Consider the following 21,471-nt stretch of genomic DNA (forward strand, 5'->3'; position numbering starts at 1 on the left):
TTATGTAAGTTTAAAGATTATTTAAAATATAATTTACTCTTTCTTCTGGTTTTAAAACTGGGACAGTAATAACAGGAAAAGGAAGTGATTTATATACATCAGTAATTAGATTATGTATTTTGATTTGGTCATCCGAGTTTTCAAGTCTAGCATAGTCATTTATTAATGGAAGCCTCTCAAGTATAAATGTCTTTTTATAACTAACATTATTCATGGCATCCTTAAGTATTTGGTCTACTTCTAATTCTAAAAAACGATAATATGCCAAAGCATCTGGTATAGCTCTATCAAGAAATACGATATCTTCTGGATTTATTGATGCTTCTTGTTCAATTTGCATATCCAATATCCCTAACTGAAATTTTCTTTTATTACTTCTCATTTCTTCAACTGTTTGTCCTTCAGTACGCATTGTATCTATATAATGTCTAGCATGTTCAATAGTAGTTTTGTAACCTTTATCTTGAAGCATATTGATAGTAGTAGTTTTACCACTACTTGGTCCACCTGTAATTACATACCAGTTTGTTTCTATTCTGTTTTTATTTCCTTCCATATATTCTAAGTATTACACAATTCGTTAGCTTCTTTAAGAATACTTTTCCTTTTTAATTCATTTATTCCTTCTATTTCTAATATAGAAGGCTTTTCACATAGCTCTTTGCATAAAACAATTCCGCTATTCAATAAATTTTGCTTTTCTTTTTTTGTTAAGCTGGTAAGACAAGTAATTGGATGTAGTCTAGAACTATCTATTCTACCTTTAAGATTATTATCCGCAGGATAATCCCAACTTACAAGTCCCAGTCCCGCACATTTACCATATTGGATGGCATCAGAAGAAAGTCGTGTATTAGTATATACCCATCCCTTATGTAATTTCAGAGAATGCTCTTTTTGTTTTAACCATTGCCTTTCTAAATCTTTAAATCTTGAGTTTATATATAGTGGAATTTTTACATTACAGAACCTACCTTGGACACTATGGAATTTACATTCAATCAAATAATGTTCATTTTCTTTTAAAGCTGTTACATCAACTTCGTGAGTTACACAATGACCTTGCATTATAACACCAACGTTTACATCGAAATATCCTTCGTGTTCAAGGATTTTACCTACAAATTTTTCAAAAGGATATCCAGTTGGTCCTAATTCCATAATTGCCTTTTTGAGTTTGTATCTTGCGGAACTAGATTTCGACTTCCTTTTCAACATCTCATATGCTATTTTATATATCTCCTTGGTGGTCATTCCATCCTTTAGAGTATTTAGGACTTCTTTAGCAATTTGTGATACGACTTCCTCATTTGCCTTTGAATGTCTTAATGACCTAACAAGCTTATCTATATTAAAAGCTTCAACCTCTCCTGAGTATTTAACAATATTAATTTTTTTGTTCATTTTAAAGATGTATTGTCATTACTGGCAGGTTAGAATGATTTGTTAAATTCTCTGCAATGCTTTTTGAGAATATGCTCAATAACCCTTTTCTACTATGAGTACATATAGCAATTAAATCTATTTCGTTTGTTTCAGTGAACTTCTCAAGACCTTTTATTATGGTTGATTCATTATAAATGTGAGATGAGTAGTTTTCAAACTTCGGAAACTGTTTTACAAAAGTTTCGATTGGTTTAAGACCATTTTCAACACTATTAAAATCTGATTTAGTATTGATATTTAACAAATGAATATGTGCTCCAAGTTTTTCAGCTATTAATATAACTTCACTAAATGCCTCTCTTATATCTTCTAAAAAATCTGAAACAAACACGATATTTTTAATAGGAAAATTCACTTCAGCTTGTTTTACAACCAAAACTGGAACTATCGATTTTCTAATAATTCGTTGAGCAGTACTTCCTAATATTTTATTTAGAAAACCTGCTTGTGTTCCTTTACTTCCTGTTATGATAAAATCGTGATGAAAATGTTCTGAGTGTTTTACAATTTTATCTTCATCTGAAACATATTCCAAAAAGGTTCTACAGATTAACCCATTTTTTTCTGATTTACGTTCTAGCTCTTTTAATTTTGTTTTTGCAGAGCCAATTTCTTTCTTTGTTTCTGGAAATCTTTCTTCATTTTTTTTACTCAATTTAACCCAATCCACAGGAGTTTTTATTTGATGTAAAAAATGAATTTCAGCATTAAATATGACAGCCATATCGATAGCCAATTTTGCCGCTTTATTGCAGTTGTCTGAAAAATCCGTGGGTACTAATATGTTTTCCATAATCGTTTATTTTTTTAATTGCCAGTTGTATAACGCTCCAATGCATGCCCCAATTAACCAACCTAAAATGAAGGTTTGAACAGTACCTATTCCAGCTTCCCAAAGTGGTATTTCCATACGTACAACAGAGGTGACATCTAATCCGTGAATTAAACTATTAAAAAATTTCACAGTACCATCTTGCCCAACCGTGAGCATAACCAACATACAGCCCAAATAAAGCAGTGCTCCAGTTAAGCCAGTTGCAAATCCTAATTTTTTGATGTAAAATGTATTCATGGTTTTATCGCTTTTTATTGTTGTGATTTTTGTGCTTGTGATGAGGCATCAAGAGATGGCATCCAAACATCAGAATTATAAAAATGAACAAGGAAACGTTTTCTCCCAATCCAATACTTGGTGCTACAAAAATGAGTAGCAACGGAAGTAAACAGCCTAATATCATCCAAAGTGTATGTGATTTCATTTGTTTAAATAATTTAAGTTAACATTACAATCGCCATCACTATCATAATGGCATTCTCAATAAATGTGGCTTCAGTCATTGGTAACTTTAATGCTGTCCCTAAACAAGCACATCTAATGGATTTTTTATCTAAAAGCGTTTTGGTAACACCAACTGTTGTGATACTCAATATTATCAGTGTAGCCACAAGTGCAATTTCAATTTCAAAACGCATTAAGAACATCAAACCTAGTGCAGTCTCTATAAATGGATATATCCAACTATAAAACTGGATTCTTTTTGCCAATGGGTCATACATCCTGAATGATTCAGGAAAATTCTTTAAATCGAGCATCTTAAAAAAACTGAATACGATGAAAAACAAGCCCATAAAATCCAACATTACAGCATTACCATTCCAATTATTATAATGCATTAATAGGCTCGCAGTTACTATGTAAAAAAGGATAAGTAATAATGGTTGTAATTGTTGTAATTTTGATTTTTCCTTTGCACCATCAATAGTTTGGGATGTCATCTGGAAAACATTTTTGTTTTCCTTTTCCGTAAGAGCATATTTATCAGGTAATGCTTTTTGAAGGGTCTCTATATCAACGTGGCTACTCATCATAACTTCAGCTTCGGATTTTTCAAGGTTTACAACAACCCTAGTAACCTTGTCAACATTACCTAAATATTTTTCTACTGATGCTTTACAGCCACCACAAGTCATTCCTTGTATATTATATGTATGTGTCATAGTTTTTAACATTTTAAATTAATACTCAAAATTAATTCCCATATTTTATTGAGGTTTTCATAATTCTGGTTAATTTTTATACAATTTGGTCTAATGTCTTTCTATTCCATTTTTGTAAATCTCTAAACTTGCTCATTGACATACCTGTTACATTTTTAAATTGCCTTGCCAGATGACTACTTGATTTATAATTAAGGCTATAAGCAACTTCTGAGAAGTTTAACTGGGCTAATTGTATATACTCTTTCACTTTTTCAATTTTTAGATTAATGAGATATTTTTCAATAGTAATTCCTTCATTTTTACTGAAAATTTTACTTAGAGCTGAATAAGGTTTACTAAAGGTTTTGGGTAGAAAAACAGAAAGGTTTGAAACTTCTTGATTCTCTAGTTTTTGCATTAGAGTTATTTTAATCTTTTCAATTAAGACTTGGATATCATCAGTAATAATTTCAAATCCGTGTTCACCTAAAACTTTCTGTATGTTGGTGTAATCAATAACCGCATCTGTAGTCAAAATTACTTGTCCGAGTTCTAACGAATCTAAATCATAACCTAATGAATTCAGTTCATTTATAACCGTAGATTTACATCTATTACAAACCATATTTTTTATGTATATTTTGTGCTTCATAATGGCTGTTTTTTATGCATTCCTGTTGACATTCTATACTTTCCGTTTGGTTGAGGTGTTATTTCAAAATAAAATGCCGTTGGTACTTTATATTCTCCATAAGTACGAATACCTTGCATATCACATTGCATATTATAAAGTCGGATAATACCATCTTTCTCCACAACTGTGTAATAGCCTTTAGAAAACCATTTAAGTGTATTTGCTAATTCACTATCCACTTTATTTAATAAATTGTCGTTGATAGAGAACTCGGTAAAAGTGATTTTTTCTCGTTCAATATTATTGTATTTACCTATGTACAAACTATTATCAGTTTTTGCTACCCCATACCAATAAATGCTACCAAATTTTACTGGTACAGTTAGCAATTCATTATATACAATGGAATCTTTTTTTAATTGAGTGTCAAACTTTTGATTTACTGATTGCTTAATCCATAATGTGAAAATTAAATACAACGAACTTATTATAAGCCCCATTTTACTATATATTATTCTATTAGGCTTTTTTCTAAAAACACCAGTACTTAATAATACACCTAAGAATAATGGAAGTGTATATAAAGGGTCAACAATATTTATACTATCGAAACTAACTCTGTAATTAGAAAACGGTAAAAATAGTTGTGTTCCATAGGTTGTAAAAGCATCTAACAGCATATGTGTGAACAATACTAACCAACTAAAAACACAAAGTCTTATATATGAGATTTGCCTTGTCCATTTAATTTTTGATAAGATAAGCGCTATTAAGAATGCACCTATAAAACTAAATAAGATAGAATGGCTAAACCCACGATGGATACTAATGCGTTCTACTGCTGAATAAAACGGAAGCAAAACAACATCAAGGTCAGGAATAGTGGCTACTAATGCTCCTAAAACAGCTCCCTTGGGACCAATCTTTCGACCAAGTGAAATTTCACCTATAGCTGCACCTAAAATCGCCTGTGTTATGCTGTCCATTTTTTACTAATTGGTTAAATAATTAATTATCGTAGTCTGCACATAGTAGGTCTTCACAGACTCTATTTGGTTTATTTGAAACTTCAATTGCAGTTCTTGAATATCCAATACATCATTAAAATCAATCGTTCCTGTTTCGTAGTTTTTGATTAAAATGTCTTCTGCATCCTTCGCCTGTTTTAGGTTCTTGGTTTGGGTTGTGTGACTTATTTTTGCAGAAATACGTTCATTAATCGCCTTGTCCAATAGTGTTTCCAGGCTATTTAAACGTTCTTTTTTTTGAGATTCAATTTCCTGCTGTTGCAACACATTTTGCTTGGTCTGAGATTCATATTTCTTATTGAAAATTGGGATTGAAACCGAAACCATTGGCATAACAATATCCTTTCCATTGTCACTAAAATCCATATTTGGTCTTTGAGCAACATTGATATAATCCAAGCCGAAACCAATCATAGGACTTCTTTCTTTTTGATTTAATAATTCGGATTGTTCTATAGATTGATAGAGTTTATCGTATTTCGATAATTCAGGGTGCAATGCTAAATTTTTAGTATTGATTTCAAAGTCTTCCGATGGAATACTTAAATCATCAACCACAGTAACAGTGACGTCATTTGCTCTATTCAAATGGTTGTTCAACTTGGTTTGTTCTGCTAAAAATTGTTGTTGTAATACCTCTTTTAATTGTTGCAATTCATTTTGACGCATTTGCAAACGCAATACATCTACTGCTGATGCTTTACCCACCTCAACCGATGTTAATGCCAATGTTTCGTAGGTTTCCAGTAAGTTAATGTTTTCAATAAACACCTTTTGTTTTGCTTTGTTGGCGTATAAATTGTAATAGGATTGTGATACCGAAGCCATTAATTTTCGCTTTGCGATAACAATATCTTCGTATTTGGTATCTGCCAAAGAACTCACATAATTTTCTCTCGAGGTAATGGTTCCGAACCAGGGTAACATTTGTTTAGCAGATACTTTAAAGCGTTGTGCACCTGTACGTGTTTCTGGCTCACTCACAAAATAACCGACTCCAAATTCGGTATTGGGAATGGTATTGACCTCGTTGACTTTTTCGAAAGCTCTTTTGTATTGCAACTCGAACTTTTGAATCTCTGGATTGTTCTCTAACGCTTCATTAATTAAAGATTCTAATTGCTGTGCGTTTGCAAAAAGACTCAAGAAACAAGAGCCAAGAGTCAAGATGAATTTTATATTTATTATTCTGTGTTTCATTATGTTGTTCTTTTAAGTTGAACTTCCGCTTTCCAGCTGTACAATACAGGCACAACAAACAAAGTGATTAAGGCAATGAGCATTCCACCAAAACTTGGAATTGCCATGGGAATCATTATATCGCTACCTCGTCCTGTGGATGTTAGTATGGGCAATAATGCTAAAATCGTGGTTGCAGTTGTCATTAAACACGGTCTGATACGTTTTTCACCAGCTTCGACCACTGATGCTCTTACCTGTTTTTTGTTCTCAGGTGAGTTTCTATCAAATGTTTGTGTCAAATAAGTTGCCATTACTACGCCATCATCAGTTGCAATTCCGAAAAGTGCAATAAATCCAACCCACACGGCAACGCTTAAATTAATAGGGTGCATTTGGAACAAATCACGTAGGTTTTCACCAAAGAAATTGAAGTTTAAAAACCATCCTTGACCATAAAGCCATATCATTACAAAACCACCAGCAAATGCTACTGCAATACCTGTAAATACCATCAATGATGTCCCTACGGAACGGAACTGGAAATACAGAATTAAGAAAATGATAGCCAATGCTAAAGGCACAACAACCGATAAGGTTTTTTCTGCTCGTAACTGATTTTCGTATGTTCCAGTGAACTGGTAATTGATGCCTTTTGGTACGACTAATTCGCCACTATCTATCTTTTCTTGTATTAAGGCTTGTGCATTTTCAACCACATTGACTTCCGCATAACCATCCATTTTATCAAACAATACGTAGCCAACTAAAAAAGTATCTTCACTTTTAATGACTTGTGGTCCTTGTTCGTATCTTATGGTTGCTAGTTCACTTAAAGGAACAGGACTGCCTTTTTCCACTGGAACGTATATTTGTTTCAAATCGGTTGGGTTTGCTCGTAGTTCTCTTGGATAACGTACACGCACACCATAGCGTTCTCGACCTTCAACCGTTTGGGTTAAGACCATTCCGCCAACTGCAACTTTTAATACGTTTTGTACATCATCTATGGATATACCATATCGTGCTATTTTCTCTCTGTTAATATCAATGAGCAGATAAGGTTTACCTACTATACGGTCTGCAAAAACAGCTTCATCTTTTACACCTTCAGCTTGCTTTAAAATGTCTTCTAATTGTACGCCAAACGCTTCAATCTGTTTTAAATCTTGACCTTTAACCTTAATTCCCATTGGTGCACGCATACCTGTTTGTAGCATTACCAATCGGGTTTCTATTGGTTGTAGTTTGGGTGCAGATGTGACACCTGGTAACTTGGTTACTTTTACTATTTCATTCCAAATATCATCTGGTGATTGTATTTCTGGTCGCCAATTTCGGTAGAACTCACCACTGTTATCTTCTATTAATTGAGACCTTTTGATTGTAATAAAGTTGGCATTATTGGTACTATTTGGATTTGCAATGAATCGACCATCTTTCAACTCAAATAAATCCTCATCATTCACCTTAAAGCGTTGGCGTTCTCTGCTCTCATTCAGCATATATTCTGGTTTGTACTGAATCACATTTTCGTACATTGATAGAGGTGCTGGGTCTAATGCTGATTCAGTTCTTCCTGCTTTACCTACAACCGTTTCAATCTCTGGAATACTGGCTACTGCCATATCCAATTGCTGTAAAACACGTTTGTTTTCTTCCAAACCAGAATGAGGCATCGAGGTTGGCATTAGTAAAAATGAGCCTTCATTTAAAGATGGCATAAACTCTTTGCCAGTGTTTTTCATAATGAAAAATCCTGCAATTACAATTACTGTTGGGACTGACAAAAAGAGCAACTTATTATCTAAACACCACCTTAAAATACGTGTATAGTATTTGATAAATAATGAGAAAACGCCTAATAGACCAAAACAAATAACACTTACGAAAATGAGATTCCAGAAAATGCTTTTATCCACGCCCAATGGTCTCCAATATTCAGCCAACAAGAATACAATAGCTGATACCGAAATAATGATATTGATAAGATTTGCTTGTTTTTCTGCTATCTTATTTTGAAGATTAAGAAATCCTGTAATTCCAAAAGCTATCAATATCAATCCTAACCAATATCCATAAATTATTGCAGCGAATCCTAATGCTATTAAAATACCATTCAAAACATATTTAAAAGTGGTTTTAATGCTTTTCTTTCTGAATAAAAAAGCAGCAAAAGGGGGAATTAAAAATAACGCTACAATTATAGAAGCTGTTAAAGCAAAGGTTTTTGTGAATGCTAATGGTCTGAATAGTTTCCCTTCTGCACCAATCATTGTAAATACTGGAATAAAACTAATAATAGTTGTCATAACAGCTGTTACGATTGCGCCAGACACTTCAGCTGTTGCGTTATAAACTACCGTATTAATTGATTGTGTTCCATCATCTTCATCTAAATGCCGAATGATATTTTCTGATAGTATGACACCAACATCGACCATTGTACCAATAGCAATTGCAATACCAGATAAGGCGACAATATTGGCATCAACTCCAAAAAGTTTCATAGCAATAAACACCATTAAAACTGCAACTGGTAATAGTCCTGAAATCAAAACAGAAGCTCGAAGATTGAATACCATAATGATTATAACCAAAATGGTAATGAGAATTTCTAAAGTTAATGCCTCGTTAAGTGTACCTAATGTTTCTTGAATTAATTCCGTTCTGTCATAAAAAGGGACTATAGTTACTTGCGATGTTCTTCCGTCTGATAAAACTTTTGATGGTAACCCTGCGCTTAATTCGTTAATCTTCTCCTTTACGTTATTAATGACTTCCATTGGGTTTGCACCATAACGAGCTACCACAACAGCACCAACAACTTCCGCACCTTCTTTATCCAATAAACCTCTTCTGGTCGCAGGACCTAATGAGACTTTTCCTATATCCTTAATTTTAATTGCTGTATAATCTTCGGAAGTGACAACTGCATTTTCGATGTCTGCAATTGATTTCACATAACCCAAACCACGCACTAAATACTCGGCTTGGTTAATTTCCAAAGTTTGTGCACCAATGTCCTTGTTGCTTTCTTTTACCGCTTTTACAACGTGATGCAATCCTATATTATACTGACGCATTAATTCTGGATTAACGTCCACTTGGTATTCCTGAACGTAACCACCAATAGAAGAGACTTCCGAAACACCACTTGCGGAAGACAATGCATATTTCACATAGTAATCTTGAATACTACGTAATTCCTGTAAATCCCAACCACCAGTTACGTTTCCGTTTTCGTCACGACCTTCAAGTGTATACCAGAATATTTGTCCTAATCCTGTGGCATCTGGACCCAACGCAGGATTAACACCTTCAGGCAATAAACCACTTGGTAAGGAATTGAGTTTTTCGAGAATACGACTTCTACTCCAGTAAAACTCTATATCCTCTTCAAAAATGATATAGATACTTGAAAAGCCGAACATAGAAGAACTACGAATGGTTTTTACTCCTGGAATACCGAGTAATGATGTTGTGAGTGGATAGGTAATTTGGTCTTCTATATCTTGCGGTGAGCGACCATCCCATTTAGTAAAAACGATTTGTTGGTTCTCACCAATATCAGGTATGGCATCTACAGCCACAGGATTGCTTGGTAAGAAACCTGTGTCCCAGTTAAAAGGTGCATTTACTGTTCCCCAACCCACAAAAAGTACGAGTAGCAGAACTGCAACGAGTTTATTTTCTATTAAAAATTTGATGCTTTTGTTTAGCATTGGATTTGATAATTAAACTATTAGACATTGGTGTTTGGAAAACACTGAATACAGCAAAATATCCATATGACATTGCAGTCATAGGATAAAAAAGTCTATTGTTTAAAAATCAAATTAGGTAAGTCTCGTCAATCTTGTAGATACGCCTAATGACAAGTGGCGGTTTGTATTCTTCGTAAGTAGATACATTATTGTCTAAACCTTCAAAAAGGTTGATGTAAGTATAAACAAAAGATGCAACGAATACTTGTTGCTCAAACGTAATTTTGTCAACTTGTAATTGTAGTTCATCTTGACCTTCAATTACTAATTGTTTATCATCACAACAGTTTTTCTTGGTAATAGAACATCCTTCAATAGAAGGTTTTTCCATTTCCATTCCGCAACCTTTTGCTTTATTAAATATTGCAGTTTCTACTAAGGTATCTCCACAATAATGCATATTCACAGTAAATGACATTGTAGAGAATAACACTACAAAAGCCATTGAAATTGACATTATTTTATGGATAAACTTCTTCATTACAGAAAACAAAGTTAGTGTTTTATTTTTTATCAATGAACAATTAACATTAATTTAGCTATACGTGATAACCTAATCAAGTGGGTTTTCATACTGGTCTACAAGTTGAGTTTCATGGTCAAAGCCATGCCTTTTTACTTTGTTTTTATAGATGTCATGGCTAATTTTGTTTCTTATTTTATTTACTTCTTCTATTGATGGCTTTTTATGTTCATCCGTTATTATTCTTCGCACTTCTATTAATATTTTTGGTTTAAGTGTTTTAGGTGCATATCCGCCATTTACAAATTCTTCAATTTCCTTATAATATTGTATTTTATTCTTGCTGATGTCTTTTGTTATTTCTGCTTTTAATTGAAAGAGGTCATCTCTAGTTTGTACCTTCTCCAAACCATCTGCGACCAACTTATAGTTTATATATTCACTGGTTTCTTGTAAGAAATCATTAAGTCTTGACAAATCATCATAAAATTGTTTTGTTCTTACAGGTTCTGAATTTAATTCTATTGAAGATGATGGCACTTCTTTTGGTTCAACTATATTTACATTAATCTTCTCAGATTCATCTTTTATCTGATTTAGATTACCATATTCTGAAATTGTATAGAAATAATATTGAGCATGAGCTTTGGTTTTACTCATATAACCGAATTCAACTAGGTTTTTGATTGCTTTATCAAGTTTATGCTCTGAAATCCCTATTCTTTTACTTAATCCAGTTCGACTGAATGTGAAGTCTTCAGAATCTGAGAGTATTGAAAATAGTAGAATTCTTGAATCGGTAGTTAGCCGCTTATCGTGTAATATTCTGTTTTGAATAGTAGTGAAGTTACCAGGAACATTTTTAGTTTTGATAACGGTTTTGTTTTTCTTGTAAGTCTTATACAAATCATTTATTGTTTGGGTTCAAATTGTTATTTGAACAAGATTGAACCACATCTTGCCCATTTACTCTAAGGATAGATAAAATTCTTGACTAAGTCAATAGTTAAGAGTTATATTTTTTATCTATTATTAAATTATATTTAATAGATATAATCTATTATAGATATCTAACTTTAATTCATTAGTTGAATTAATGTCTAAATAATTCAGGTGATTAGTACCTAAATAAATTGGGTACATACTATAAGAGTATTATAATAACGCTCTTGTAGGTGGTGTGTACTTACGTACACCACCATACAATCACTTAATAAAAAGAAAAAGTAAACCTTCAACTAGTAGTAACATTTTAAAAAACAATCTTCAACCAGCTTTAGCTATATCATTTCAACGATGTAATAAGTCATATCCTCAATTAGAAGTATTTTGCCCCCCGATTGCGCTCACCCCCCCAAGAGTAAAATATAAAACTTCATTGCCATCCTAAGTATACATATTAATTAATTTTTTATATTAGAAGTATTTATAAATTATATATTAAGAAATGGTAGGAGTTTATATTAGAATTTCTGGAAATAAAGAAGAAGACAAAGACACTTCTGAATTCACTCAAGAACAGAGTGGCATTGCATTTGCCAAGGATATGCAAATGAGATATGAAACCTATCGAGATATAGGTAAGTCTGGAACTACAGGTGAGGAAAAACGAGACGATTTCAAGCGATTATTAAAAGATATGCGTTCTGGCAAAATTAAGCATGTATTTGTCATCAATCAAGCTAGATTAGAAAGAAATCCTGATGTATGGCGAATATTCCAAGCTGCGGTGGTAACCTATGATATCAAGTATTATCCAGCTGGTTCATTCTATGATTTGAATAATAAGCAAAACAGGTTCATGGCTGGAATAATGTCATTGGTCAATGAATGGCATGCAGAGAATACAAGTGACGCTGTAATAGAGGCATTCAAGAAGTTAGCCAATGATGGTAAAGCACATGGAATACAAGCTTATGGTATTAAAAAAGATGAAAAGGGTTATATGATTCATCATCCAGAAGAAATAGAGGTTGTGAAGAAGATATTCAAATGGTCATTAGAAGGAATGGGTACATATACCATTGCCAACAAACTAAATGATATTGGTACACCAACCAGATATAAACAGTTGAATAAATCAAGAATATCTAAAGATTCTTATACAGGTAAATTAATAACCACGAACAACAAAAAGTGGTGGGGTTCTACAGTAAGTGGCATCCTTAAGAATGAAACTTTTATGGGGATTTATGTGTGGGGTGATAAAAGAATATCATTGCCTCATCTGGCAATATTATCAGAAGAAGATTTTCTGGCTGTACAGGAAAACTTCAAGTTGAACAAAAAAGTAAATAGTGGTAAGAATACATCTTATAATTACTTGTTGAATGGTTTAGTGTTCTGTTTTAAATGTGGTTCTAGAATTAGAGGCGTCAAGAAAGTGAAGAGTAGGGATAATTCATATAAGTGTAGAGGAAAAAATAAACCTCTTCAAATATGCAAAGGAAGTAGAGGATTCAATATTCCAAGAATAGAAACTTTCATTATAAAGCATCTATTCTTATCTAAAAATTTACAAAAATATCTTAATGCTATTGAAGTTGATACGGATGAAATAGAGGTACTAGAATTAAAGGTTTCTCAATTAGATAAAAAGATTAAATCACAGCATAAAATGGTCACCAAAGCATTCAATAACATGCATGACCCAGATTTAGAAGATGATATAAGATTTAAAGATTTATACCTATCATCGAAAGCTAAATTATCAAAAATGAAAGGTGATTTGGTCGTACTTCAAGATAGTCTATCTGAACAACTTGATAACAATCGCTTAAATAGGGTCAATATGGTTGTCGAAGGTTATGACGTTAATCTAGGTTTTGAAGCTGTTAGAAGCTCTGTAAATGCGATTATAGAACGGATAGATGTATCTTATATATCAAACGATACAAATGGAAAATTTCACTTTATACTCAAATATAAAGGCTTTAATGAATACTCTATTTGGTCCGCCAATCAACAGTTGAATACATTTACTTTAAATGGTTATCATAGTGCATCTGAAAAGTATGTCGATGATGTGCCAGAAGTTGTTACACCAGACGCTTTTAAAGAATATTTAAAAAACAATCCTGACAATGAGATATTACAAGGTTTAATTAATGATGTAATTTCTAAACCAATTCCACCTGTATTTAGAGGAACCACTTCATTGCAATTTGGTAAGCTAGATATAATCGAATTAGATAAGAGTCAGCTAATAAATTTTAATTAATATAACCACCTTAATTATACATATCTATATGTATTTGCGATGGATGGTAAGAAACGATTGTGCTGGTGTTGATTTTGGTCTTTGGAAAACCCTCTCTCCTAGCCAACTGTCTTGTCCGCTAGACGTACATTCTGGTAATGTTGCTCGAAAGTTAGGCTTGCTACATCGCAAACAAAACGATGGAAAAGCCTTATTAGAATTAGATACTGCTTTGAGAAAACTAGATAAAAAGGATCCTGTGAAGTATGATTTTGCTTTGTTTGGTTTAGGTGTCTTTGAAGGCTTTTCCTTGCGTTAGCGATTGAAGCCTATGTTGAAGCTCTTTTTTGTGGCTTCCGCATCGAAGAGCGGAATGACAGGTCAAAAAAAGCGACTGCTGAAAGCGCGACGCAGACTTTAGCGTGCTCAAAGTCTGGGTAACGCCCAAATAAAAAACGACTGATAAAAAAATATCAGTCGTCATTTATAATTGATGTGTAAAAAGCGACTAGCCCTTTAACCATGCCTTACGTAAAGCTATCTGAGCCTCAGTAGCATCAGGAATTGGCTTTAAACCACTTCCAGTAGTATAAGATTGGGTTAGCGTTGTATTAACAACAACTTCTTGTCCATCACGTTCTAAAACCACATTAATTTCTTGACCAGGTTGCCATGCAAACATACCACCAATAACTTCTTGAGCAGAAGCCATGGTTAAGGCAACACCATCGACAGATTTTACAATATCGCCAGCTTTTACGCCATTATCATTCCAGAAGCTATTATTAGCAACAGCAGGAGAAAATGCGATAGTTTTAGTTGCGTTGTTTGGTGCAAAAATAAATGCGCCATCATTTTGAATATAGTTAGTTTTAACACGACCTTCAGAAAGCGCTAAACCAGCTTTTGCAAAAAAGGCGTTATAATCGATTGGAGTTGTACCTTCTACATGAGTCTTTAAGAATTCACCAACAGAAGGGTATGTCATTGCTGTAATTTCTTCAATAATTGTATCGTCGTTAAAAGGTTTATTCTTTCCGTATTTAGCTGATAATTCTTTCATTAAAGACAGCATGCTTCTGTTGCCATTACTTTCTTCGCGCATTAAAATATCAATACACATCCCGATTAAAGCACCTTTCATATACACATTATAATATTGAGGAGCATAAGGCTGATCTAATACATTTTCACTCATTTCGGTAAAACTCATGGTGTCGTTCATGTTAGCCGCTGTTTTAATTTTGCTCATCATGGTGCTGTAAAAATCATCTTCAGAAACTAAACCTTCATACACTTGAAAGTGTTGAGCGAAATATTCGGTAACACCTTCATACATCCATAAGTGCTTAGAGAATGTTGGTTGGTTATAATCGAAATAATGAACATCTTCACTATGCACACTTAAAGGAGTTACAATATGAAAAAACTCATGAGCAACCACATCGACCATACTTTTTGCTAAGCCTGCAGCTGGAGATGTTTCTGGCATCACAACAACTGTAGATGTGTGGTGCTCTAAGGCTCCAAATCCTTTAGGAGAATCTGGTTTCATTTCGCTTAAGTATAAGTAAATATCGTAACGTGGTGTACTATTCACATCGCCTAAATATTTTTTTTGTGCTTGCATCATGTTATACATTGTCTCCTTTAAAGTCGCTGCAGAGTGCACGTTGTTAGGAGAATACACACTTAAAACAATTTTAATGTCACCCACTTGAAATTCTTCAACATCAAGATTACCATAAAACATTGGGTTATCAGTAATATCAAAATAGCGAGGTGCAAAATAACTAGTTGTTGTAGATGTTCCATCAGCACTTGTTTTTGTGCCAACTTCCTGAATTGCAGATGTACGCTTAAAATCTGAAGGCGCAGTGACATCCAGTTTATATTGTGCATTCTTAAGTGAATCGAAATAACCAATAAAACCATGTAAATTTAAGACATAGTTTGTTGTTTCAATATTTGTTCCAGCAGGAGAAAAAGGGTTCTCTCCTCCTATACCACCAGATGATTCTGTATCAAAGGTATCGTTAACGTAATAGGTAATTTTATCTAAATTTGTAGCATTTGTAATACTCCAAGAGTTATCATCTACTTTCGTGGTAGCCAACTCAACACCTTTATAATCATAGGCTTTAAAATCGTCTACATACTTTCCAAAATCACTTACAGAATAAGTCCCTTGAACCACTCTAGGGAGTCTATACGTTACGGTTTCTGTAGTAAAACGTCCAGGATTAATAGTCACTGGAACTTTATCATCAACGACTTTAGTTAAATCTAAGGTCGTTTCAATAGCAGTACTCGTTGCTAAGTCATTAGAAGTTGTTGTTTTAGTTGAAGATCCACAAGCAACTAACAACGTGCTTAAGCCAAAAATGGCAAATATTCTTTTCATGTATTAGGTTTTAGTTCGATAAATTGACGCACAAAAATACAATGCGTTACAATTTAATTCCTTAAGTTTTTGTTAAAATGAAGAATCGCTATATTCGTCATATGCAAAAGCCACTTATAAGTATACTAACACCTTTTAAAAATACAGAAGCCTTTTTGAGTGAATGTATAACGTCGATCATGAATCAAAGTTATACCCATTGGGAATTGATTATTGTTGATGATGGCTCTACAGATTATAGTTATGATCTAGTTTCAAAATATGCACAAAAAGACCCTAGAATAAAGCTTTTAAAAAATACTGGACAAGGTATTATAGATGCTTTACAATTAGCTTACAAGCATAGTCAAGGTGACTTTATTACTAGAATGGATAGTGATGACATCATGACTAAAGACAAACTAAACCGTCTTGTTTCTAGTTTGTTGCAATATGGAAAAAAGCATGTTGCTATTGGATGTGTACGCTATTTTAGTGACGAAGGCATAAGTAATGGTTATGCGCGTTATGAAACTTGGTTAAATGATTTAACTAAAACAGGTAGTAACTTTTCTGAAATATATAAAGAGTGTGTGATTCCTTCACCATGCTGGATGATTCATCGAGAAGATTTTGAGGCTTGTGATGCTTTTAATCCGAATCGTTATCCTGAAGATTATGATTTAACGTTTCGCTTTTATAAACATAATTTCACCTGTATTCCCTGTAACAAAGTCTTGCATAAATGGCGAGATTACAGCACAAGAACATCGCGCACTCACGAACATTATGCTCAAAATTACTTTCTAGATATTAAGCTTCATTACTTCCTAGAATTAGATCATAATCCATTACAACCGCTTACGATTTGGGGTGCAGGAACAAAAGGAAAATCAATTGCTAAATCTTTGATAGATAAAGGGATTTCATTTTATTGGATTTGCGATAATCAAAAGAAAATTGGCAAACATATTTATGAACAAGAGCTTTTAAATTTTGACTATTTAAAACAGATAGAAAATCCGCAATGTATTGTTACTGTTGCTAATGAAGATGCTCAAAACGACATAAGACTTTATTTTAAGAACCATAAAATGCAGTCCATGACGGATTATTTTTTCTTTTGTTAAACAAAAAACAAAATGCTTTAAAATTCACAATCATTTTCTATCTTTGACCAATCTAAAACAATATGCAGTTTAAACATCCAGAACTTCTTTACGCTTTATTTGCACTGCTCATTCCTATAATTGTTCATTTATTTCAACTCCGTAAGTTTCAAAAAGAAAACTTTACTAATGTGGCCTTTTTAAAAGAAGTCACTTTACAAACGCGAAAAAGTTCAGTTATAAAAAAGTGGTTGACTTTATTAGCTAGGCTATTACTATTCGCTGCATTAATTCTAGCTTTTGCACAACCATACACTTCAAAAACTAATCGTTTAAACACCACTTCAGAAACAGTTATCTACTTAGACAATTCCTTTAGCTTACAAGCCAAAGGCTCTCAAGGTGAGTTACTTAAGCGTGCAATTCAAGATATCATTACTGAAGTCCCAGAAGATGAAACCGTATCTATACTCACGAACCAACAAACGTTTAAAAATACAAGCATTAAAGCCATTAAAAATGACTTATTACAACTAGATTATGCTTCAAATCAATTGAACTATAATGCCGTTCTTTTAAAAAGTAAAACGCTATTTAGCAAAGAAAATAAGTCAGTTAAAAACTTGGTGTTTATTTCGGATTTTCAGCAAAAAGAAACCCCTTTCAACCCTAGTTTAGATTCTGTTATTCGTTTACATACAGTCGCTTTAAAACCTGTAAACACGAATAATATTGCAATTGATAGTGTTTATATCTCAAAAACGACAGCCACTCATATTGATTTGACTGTTATGTTAAGTAATTCAGGAAGTCCAAAAGACAATATTCCTGTGTCGTTATTTAGTAATGGTCATCTCATGGCAAAAACTGCTGTAGCAATTGAAAATGAAGCTTCAACAAGTTTTACAATGCCTTTAGATGACACGATTAATGGCGAAATTAGTATTGATGACACACAGCTTCAGTTTGACAATAGCTTGTACTTTAATATTAATAATTCAGAAAAGATAAACGTATTATCTATTAATGCTTCAGACGATACTTTTTTAAAGCGTATTTACAAAGCAGATGAGTTTAACTATAGCTCTACTACAGATAATCAACTTAATTACAGCGAAATAGACCATCAAAACCTTATCATTCTAAACGAATTAAATACGATTCCAAATGCGTTAACTACTGCTTTAAACGCCTTTACTAGCAATGGTGGTTATGTGATTGTTATTCCTTCGGAGGATAATTCAATAGCGTCCTATAATACCTTATTGCAGTCATCTGGATTTGTTTATAATCGTTTAAATGCTTCAGAGAAAAAAATAACAACTATAAATTACTCGCATCCTTTATACGCCAATGTTTTTGATAAACGCGTTGATAATTTTCAGTATCCAAAAGTGAATAGCTATTATACATTTGCTTCAGAAAGCACTTCCAAAGTTTTACAATTTGAAGACGGAAAACCGTTTTTAGCGAATAACAAGAACCTCTTCGTGTTTACTTCAGCATTAAACACCAAAAATTCAAACTTTAAAAACTCGCCTTTAATTGTTCCCACTTTTTATAATATTGCAAAGCGTAGTTTACGAATTCCAAACTTATACTACTCAATTGGTCAAGAAAACCATTACGATGTGAGTGTTACATTACAACAAGACGAAATCTTATCCTTAAATAAAGAAAACATAAATATGATTCCGCAGCAACAATATTTTAATAATAAAGTTGCAATTACTACTGATGAAGTCCCAAATGAAGCTGGAATTTATACGATTAAAAACAAAACAGAAACTCTAGAAAACGTTAGTTATAATTACCCTAGAGCGGAAAGTAAACTCGTTTATCAAGATTTAAGTCCATTAACTTCTATAAATAAGAACGATTCTATATCTCAACTTTTTGACACTATAAAAAGTGACTCAAAAATTAACGCGCTATGGAAATGGTTTGTTATTTTTGCATTAGTGTTTTTGGTTATTGAAATGCTCATCTTAAAATATTTTAAATGAACGTACTCTTAAAATCTGCAACCATTATAGACTCCAAAAGTGAGTTTCATAATACTGTTCAAGATATTTTGATTGAAAAAGGTGTGATTGTTAAAATTGCAAAAAATATTAAAAACACAGACAATTACAAAGAAATAAAACGAGACAACCTACATGTTTCTCAAGGTTGGTTTGATAGTAGTGTTTGTTTTGGAGAGCCAGGGTTTGAAGAACGTGATACTATTAAAAACGGATTACAAACTGCTGCGGTTTCGGGATTTACAGCTGTGGCCATGAATGCAAATACACAACCAACTCTAGATACAAGTTCAGACATTAGCTTTGTAAATACAAAAGCTCAAAATCATGCGGTTCAATTATTACCTATTGGTGCATTAACTAAGGCAAGTAAAGGAGAGCACATCTCAGAAATGTTTGATATGACAAATGCTGGAGCACATGCCTTTTATGATTATAAAAAGCCAATTGCCAATGCTAATGTTTTAAAAATAGCGTTACAATATGCAAATAATTTTGATGGTTTAATTTGTTCCTATCCTCAAGATAACTCTATTAGCAGGCAAGGTGTTGTTAATGAGCACAAAACTAGTACCACATTAGGGTTAAAAGGAAATCCAAACTTGGCTGAAGCACTACAAGTCTCTCGCGATTTGTTTTTACTTGAATACACCAATGGTAAATTACATATTCCTACAATATCTACTGCAGAAGCGGTTGGGCTTATTCGTGAAGCCAAGAAAAAAAGCCTAAATGTAACTTGTAGCGTTGCAATTCATAATTTGTTTTTTACAGATGATGTATTAACTCATTTCGATACTAATTTTAAAGTCCTTCCTCCTTTAAGAGTTAAAAAAGATGTTGATGCATTAATTGAAGGTGTAAAAGATGGTACTATAGATATGGTTACAAGTGATCACAATCCGTTAAATATTGAGCTAAAAAACATTGAATTTGATTATGCAAGTTATGGCACTGTTGGTTTAGAAAGTGCGTTTAGCGCTTTAAATACCCTCTTTTCCTTAAAGCAATCCATTAGTATTCTAACACGTGGAAAAGAGCGTTTTGGTATTGAAAACTCAAGTATTTCTGTTGGAAATAAAGCTAATGCGACATTATTTAATCCTAATGAAAAATACACCTTTACCACATCGCATCTAAATTCTAAATCTAAGAATAGTATCTTTTTAAATTCTGAATTAAAAGGTCAAGTCTACGGTATTATTGCGAATAATAAATTGATTATTAAATGATGACAGAAAACACAATACAAGAAGGTAAAACTCTAGCTATTATTGGTTATATTACTATAATAGGTGCAATCATAGCTTTCTTCTTAAACAATGATAAAAAAAATGAATTTGCTGCCTTTCATATTCGTCAAGGATTTGGCTTATGTCTGGCTTATATGATTTTTGGGTTTGTTACAGCTTCCTTTGACAGCTGGCTAATTAGCACTAGTTTTTGGGTGTTTTTTGGTATTTTATTTATTTATGGAATAGCTTCTGCTATTTCTGGAAAAACACAAGAAGTGCCCTTATTTGGTGCTTTTTTTCAAAAAATATTTGCAAACATTGGTAAATAATGACGACACAAAATCTTTCCCTTTATCATATCATTCGTGAGTCAACCTTAAAAGAAAATGCACCATTACTTATAATGTTTCATGGTTATGGTAGTGATGAAAATGACCTCTTTTCTTTTGCTAGTGAATTACCTGAAGAATTATTTATCATTTCAGTTAGAGCACCTCATGCCATGCAACCTTATGGTAATGCTTGGTACGCCATAAATTTTGATTCTAATGGAAAATGGAGTGATGATGATGAAGTTAAAGCATCTCGAGATCTCGTTGCTACATTTATTAGTGAAGCCATTGCTGCTTATCCAGTTAATAAAAATAACATCACACTTTTAGGATTTAGTCAAGGCACTATTTTAAGCTACGCAGTAGCACTTACATATCCAGAAAAAGTACATAATATAATAGCTTTAAGTGGTTATATAAATGTGGATATCTTACCCAAGGATATACAAAACAAAGATTATTCGCATTTAAATTTTTATTGTTCTCATGGCAGTGTAGATCAAGTCATTCCTGTGGATTGGGCAAGACAAGCACCAAAATTCTTATCCGCCTTAAACATCAAACATCAATATAGTGAGTTTCCAGTAGGCCATGGTGTTGCTCCTCAAAATTTCTACGCGTTTAAAAATTGGTTAATCGATTTAATCTAATTTTTACACTTCTGATTCACAACAATTTAGCACTTTAACACA

Annotated in this window: 18 protein-coding genes and 1 pseudogene; 7 read left to right on the forward strand and 12 right to left on the reverse strand. The window is 32.9% G+C overall.

Going from position 1 to position 21,471, the window contains the following annotated elements; all coding sequences use genetic code 11:
* Positions 1–10: 10 nt before the first annotated feature.
* The 11 genes from ACFS5M_RS08215 to ACFS5M_RS08265 all read right to left on the reverse strand — a co-directional run bounded on the left by ACFS5M_RS08215 (position 11) and on the right by ACFS5M_RS08265 (position 11,403).
* Entirely contained in the window at positions 11–556 is a 546-nt protein-coding gene (locus ACFS5M_RS08215) for an AAA family ATPase (RefSeq protein WP_183487757.1), read from the reverse strand.
* A gap of 5 nt (positions 557–561) precedes the next feature.
* The gene (locus ACFS5M_RS08220) at positions 562–1,404 is read right to left on the reverse strand and encodes an ATP cone domain-containing protein (RefSeq protein ID WP_183487759.1); all 843 of its coding nucleotides are present in this window, start codon (positions 1,402–1,404) and stop codon (positions 562–564) included.
* Between the two features lies 1 nt (position 1,405).
* Positions 1,406–2,239, reverse strand: coding sequence for a universal stress protein (locus tag ACFS5M_RS08225; protein ID WP_183487761.1), 834 nt, complete (start codon positions 2,237–2,239; stop codon positions 1,406–1,408).
* 6 nt (positions 2,240–2,245) lie between these two features.
* Positions 2,246–2,518 carry a DUF5676 family membrane protein gene (locus ACFS5M_RS08230; protein WP_183487763.1) on the reverse strand — a complete coding sequence of 91 codons (273 nt, stop codon included), beginning with the start codon at positions 2,516–2,518 and terminating at the stop codon, positions 2,246–2,248.
* A 200-nt stretch (positions 2,519–2,718) separates the two neighbouring features.
* On the reverse strand, positions 2,719–3,444 hold the full coding sequence (locus ACFS5M_RS08235; protein WP_183487765.1) for a heavy-metal-associated domain-containing protein: 726 nt from the start codon (positions 3,442–3,444) through the stop codon (positions 2,719–2,721).
* Positions 3,445–3,520: 76 nt separating this feature from the next.
* Positions 3,521–4,078, reverse strand: coding sequence for a helix-turn-helix domain-containing protein (locus tag ACFS5M_RS08240; protein WP_183487767.1), 558 nt, complete (start codon positions 4,076–4,078; stop codon positions 3,521–3,523).
* A complete protein-coding gene (locus ACFS5M_RS08245) occupies positions 4,075–5,046 on the reverse strand; it encodes a metal-dependent hydrolase (RefSeq protein ID WP_183487770.1) in 972 nt (323 codons plus the stop codon). The genes ACFS5M_RS08240 and ACFS5M_RS08245 overlap by 4 nt, the downstream gene beginning before the upstream one ends.
* Before the next feature lie 6 nt (positions 5,047–5,052).
* On the reverse strand, positions 5,053–6,288 hold the full coding sequence (locus tag ACFS5M_RS08250; RefSeq protein WP_183487772.1) for a TolC family protein: 1,236 nt from the start codon (positions 6,286–6,288) through the stop codon (positions 5,053–5,055).
* The gene (locus ACFS5M_RS08255) at positions 6,288–9,992 is read right to left on the reverse strand and encodes an efflux RND transporter permease subunit (protein ID WP_183487774.1); all 3,705 of its coding nucleotides are present in this window, start codon (positions 9,990–9,992) and stop codon (positions 6,288–6,290) included. Before ACFS5M_RS08255 ends, ACFS5M_RS08250 begins: the two co-directional genes overlap by 1 nt.
* Before the next feature lie 109 nt (positions 9,993–10,101).
* A complete protein-coding gene (locus ACFS5M_RS08260; RefSeq protein ID WP_183487775.1) occupies positions 10,102–10,515 on the reverse strand; it encodes an HYC_CC_PP family protein in 414 nt (137 codons plus the stop codon).
* Positions 10,516–10,587: 72 nt separating this feature from the next.
* The gene (locus ACFS5M_RS08265) at positions 10,588–11,403 is read right to left on the reverse strand and encodes a hypothetical protein (RefSeq protein ID WP_183487777.1); all 816 of its coding nucleotides are present in this window, start codon (positions 11,401–11,403) and stop codon (positions 10,588–10,590) included.
* A gap of 541 nt (positions 11,404–11,944) precedes the next feature.
* Here ACFS5M_RS08265 and ACFS5M_RS08270 point away from each other — a divergent pair.
* Positions 11,945–13,717, forward strand: a complete 1,773-nt coding sequence (locus ACFS5M_RS08270; RefSeq protein WP_183487779.1) for a recombinase family protein — start codon at positions 11,945–11,947, stop codon at positions 13,715–13,717.
* 22 nt (positions 13,718–13,739) lie between these two features.
* A pseudogene (locus ACFS5M_RS08275) lies at positions 13,740–14,015 on the forward strand (DUF2400 family protein); the annotation flags it as partial.
* Between the two features lie 189 nt (positions 14,016–14,204).
* Here the strand turns inward: ACFS5M_RS08275 and ACFS5M_RS08280 are convergent.
* A complete protein-coding gene (locus ACFS5M_RS08280) occupies positions 14,205–16,100 on the reverse strand; it encodes a M61 family metallopeptidase (protein WP_183487781.1) in 1,896 nt (631 codons plus the stop codon).
* A gap of 101 nt (positions 16,101–16,201) precedes the next feature.
* On the opposite strand from ACFS5M_RS08280, the gene ACFS5M_RS08285 reads away from it, so the two are divergent.
* The 5 genes from ACFS5M_RS08285 to ACFS5M_RS08305 all read left to right on the forward strand — a co-directional run bounded on the left by ACFS5M_RS08285 (position 16,202) and on the right by ACFS5M_RS08305 (position 21,429).
* Complete coding sequence (locus ACFS5M_RS08285; protein ID WP_183487783.1) at positions 16,202–17,209, forward strand: glycosyltransferase family 2 protein; 1,008 nt, start codon at positions 16,202–16,204, stop codon at positions 17,207–17,209.
* Between the two features lie 62 nt (positions 17,210–17,271).
* Positions 17,272–19,194: a BatA domain-containing protein gene (locus tag ACFS5M_RS08290; protein WP_183487785.1), complete on the forward strand. Its 1,923-nt coding sequence runs from the start codon at positions 17,272–17,274 to the stop codon at positions 19,192–19,194.
* Positions 19,191–20,444: a dihydroorotase gene (locus ACFS5M_RS08295; RefSeq protein ID WP_183487787.1), complete on the forward strand. Its 1,254-nt coding sequence runs from the start codon at positions 19,191–19,193 to the stop codon at positions 20,442–20,444. The genes ACFS5M_RS08290 and ACFS5M_RS08295 overlap by 4 nt, the downstream gene beginning before the upstream one ends.
* Complete coding sequence (locus ACFS5M_RS08300) at positions 20,441–20,776, forward strand: hypothetical protein (RefSeq protein WP_183487789.1); 336 nt, start codon at positions 20,441–20,443, stop codon at positions 20,774–20,776. Before ACFS5M_RS08295 ends, ACFS5M_RS08300 begins: the two co-directional genes overlap by 4 nt.
* On the forward strand, positions 20,776–21,429 hold the full coding sequence (locus tag ACFS5M_RS08305; RefSeq protein ID WP_183487791.1) for an alpha/beta hydrolase: 654 nt from the start codon (positions 20,776–20,778) through the stop codon (positions 21,427–21,429). Before ACFS5M_RS08300 ends, ACFS5M_RS08305 begins: the two co-directional genes overlap by 1 nt.
* The last annotated feature ends 42 nt before the right edge of the window (positions 21,430–21,471 follow it).

Origin of the sequence: Lacinutrix iliipiscaria, from assembly GCF_042686125.1 — a bacterium.
GTDB classification, from domain to species: domain Bacteria; phylum Bacteroidota; class Bacteroidia; order Flavobacteriales; family Flavobacteriaceae; genus Oceanihabitans; species Oceanihabitans iliipiscarium.

Bases quoted from the DNA above. Each gene is read 5' to 3' on its own strand.
- ACFS5M_RS08215 (WP_183487757.1), bottom strand. From the start codon at position 556: ATGGAAGGAAATAAAAACAGAATAGAAACAAACTGGTATGTAATTACA.
- ACFS5M_RS08220 (WP_183487759.1), bottom strand. From the start codon at position 1,404: ATGAACAAAAAAATTAATATTGTTAAATACTCAGGAGAGGTTGAAGCT.
- ACFS5M_RS08225 (WP_183487761.1), bottom strand. From the start codon at position 2,239: ATGGAAAACATATTAGTACCCACGGATTTTTCAGACAACTGCAATAAA.
- ACFS5M_RS08230 (WP_183487763.1), bottom strand. From the start codon at position 2,518: ATGAATACATTTTACATCAAAAAATTAGGATTTGCAACTGGCTTAACT.
- ACFS5M_RS08235 (WP_183487765.1), bottom strand. From the start codon at position 3,444: ATGACACATACATATAATATACAAGGAATGACTTGTGGTGGCTGTAAA.
- ACFS5M_RS08240 (WP_183487767.1), bottom strand. From the start codon at position 4,078: ATGAAGCACAAAATATACATAAAAAATATGGTTTGTAATAGATGTAAA.
- ACFS5M_RS08245 (WP_183487770.1), bottom strand. From the start codon at position 5,046: ATGGACAGCATAACACAGGCGATTTTAGGTGCAGCTATAGGTGAAATT.
- ACFS5M_RS08250 (WP_183487772.1), bottom strand. From the start codon at position 6,288: ATGAAACACAGAATAATAAATATAAAATTCATCTTGACTCTTGGCTCT.
- ACFS5M_RS08255 (WP_183487774.1), bottom strand. From the start codon at position 9,992: ATGCTAAACAAAAGCATCAAATTTTTAATAGAAAATAAACTCGTTGCA.
- ACFS5M_RS08260 (WP_183487775.1), bottom strand. From the start codon at position 10,515: ATGAAGAAGTTTATCCATAAAATAATGTCAATTTCAATGGCTTTTGTA.
- ACFS5M_RS08270 (WP_183487779.1), top strand. From the start codon at position 11,945: ATGGTAGGAGTTTATATTAGAATTTCTGGAAATAAAGAAGAAGACAAA.
- ACFS5M_RS08280 (WP_183487781.1), bottom strand. From the start codon at position 16,100: ATGAAAAGAATATTTGCCATTTTTGGCTTAAGCACGTTGTTAGTTGCT.
- ACFS5M_RS08285 (WP_183487783.1), top strand. From the start codon at position 16,202: ATGCAAAAGCCACTTATAAGTATACTAACACCTTTTAAAAATACAGAA.
- ACFS5M_RS08290 (WP_183487785.1), top strand. From the start codon at position 17,272: ATGCAGTTTAAACATCCAGAACTTCTTTACGCTTTATTTGCACTGCTC.
- ACFS5M_RS08295 (WP_183487787.1), top strand. From the start codon at position 19,191: ATGAACGTACTCTTAAAATCTGCAACCATTATAGACTCCAAAAGTGAG.
- ACFS5M_RS08300 (WP_183487789.1), top strand. From the start codon at position 20,441: ATGATGACAGAAAACACAATACAAGAAGGTAAAACTCTAGCTATTATT.
- ACFS5M_RS08305 (WP_183487791.1), top strand. From the start codon at position 20,776: ATGACGACACAAAATCTTTCCCTTTATCATATCATTCGTGAGTCAACC.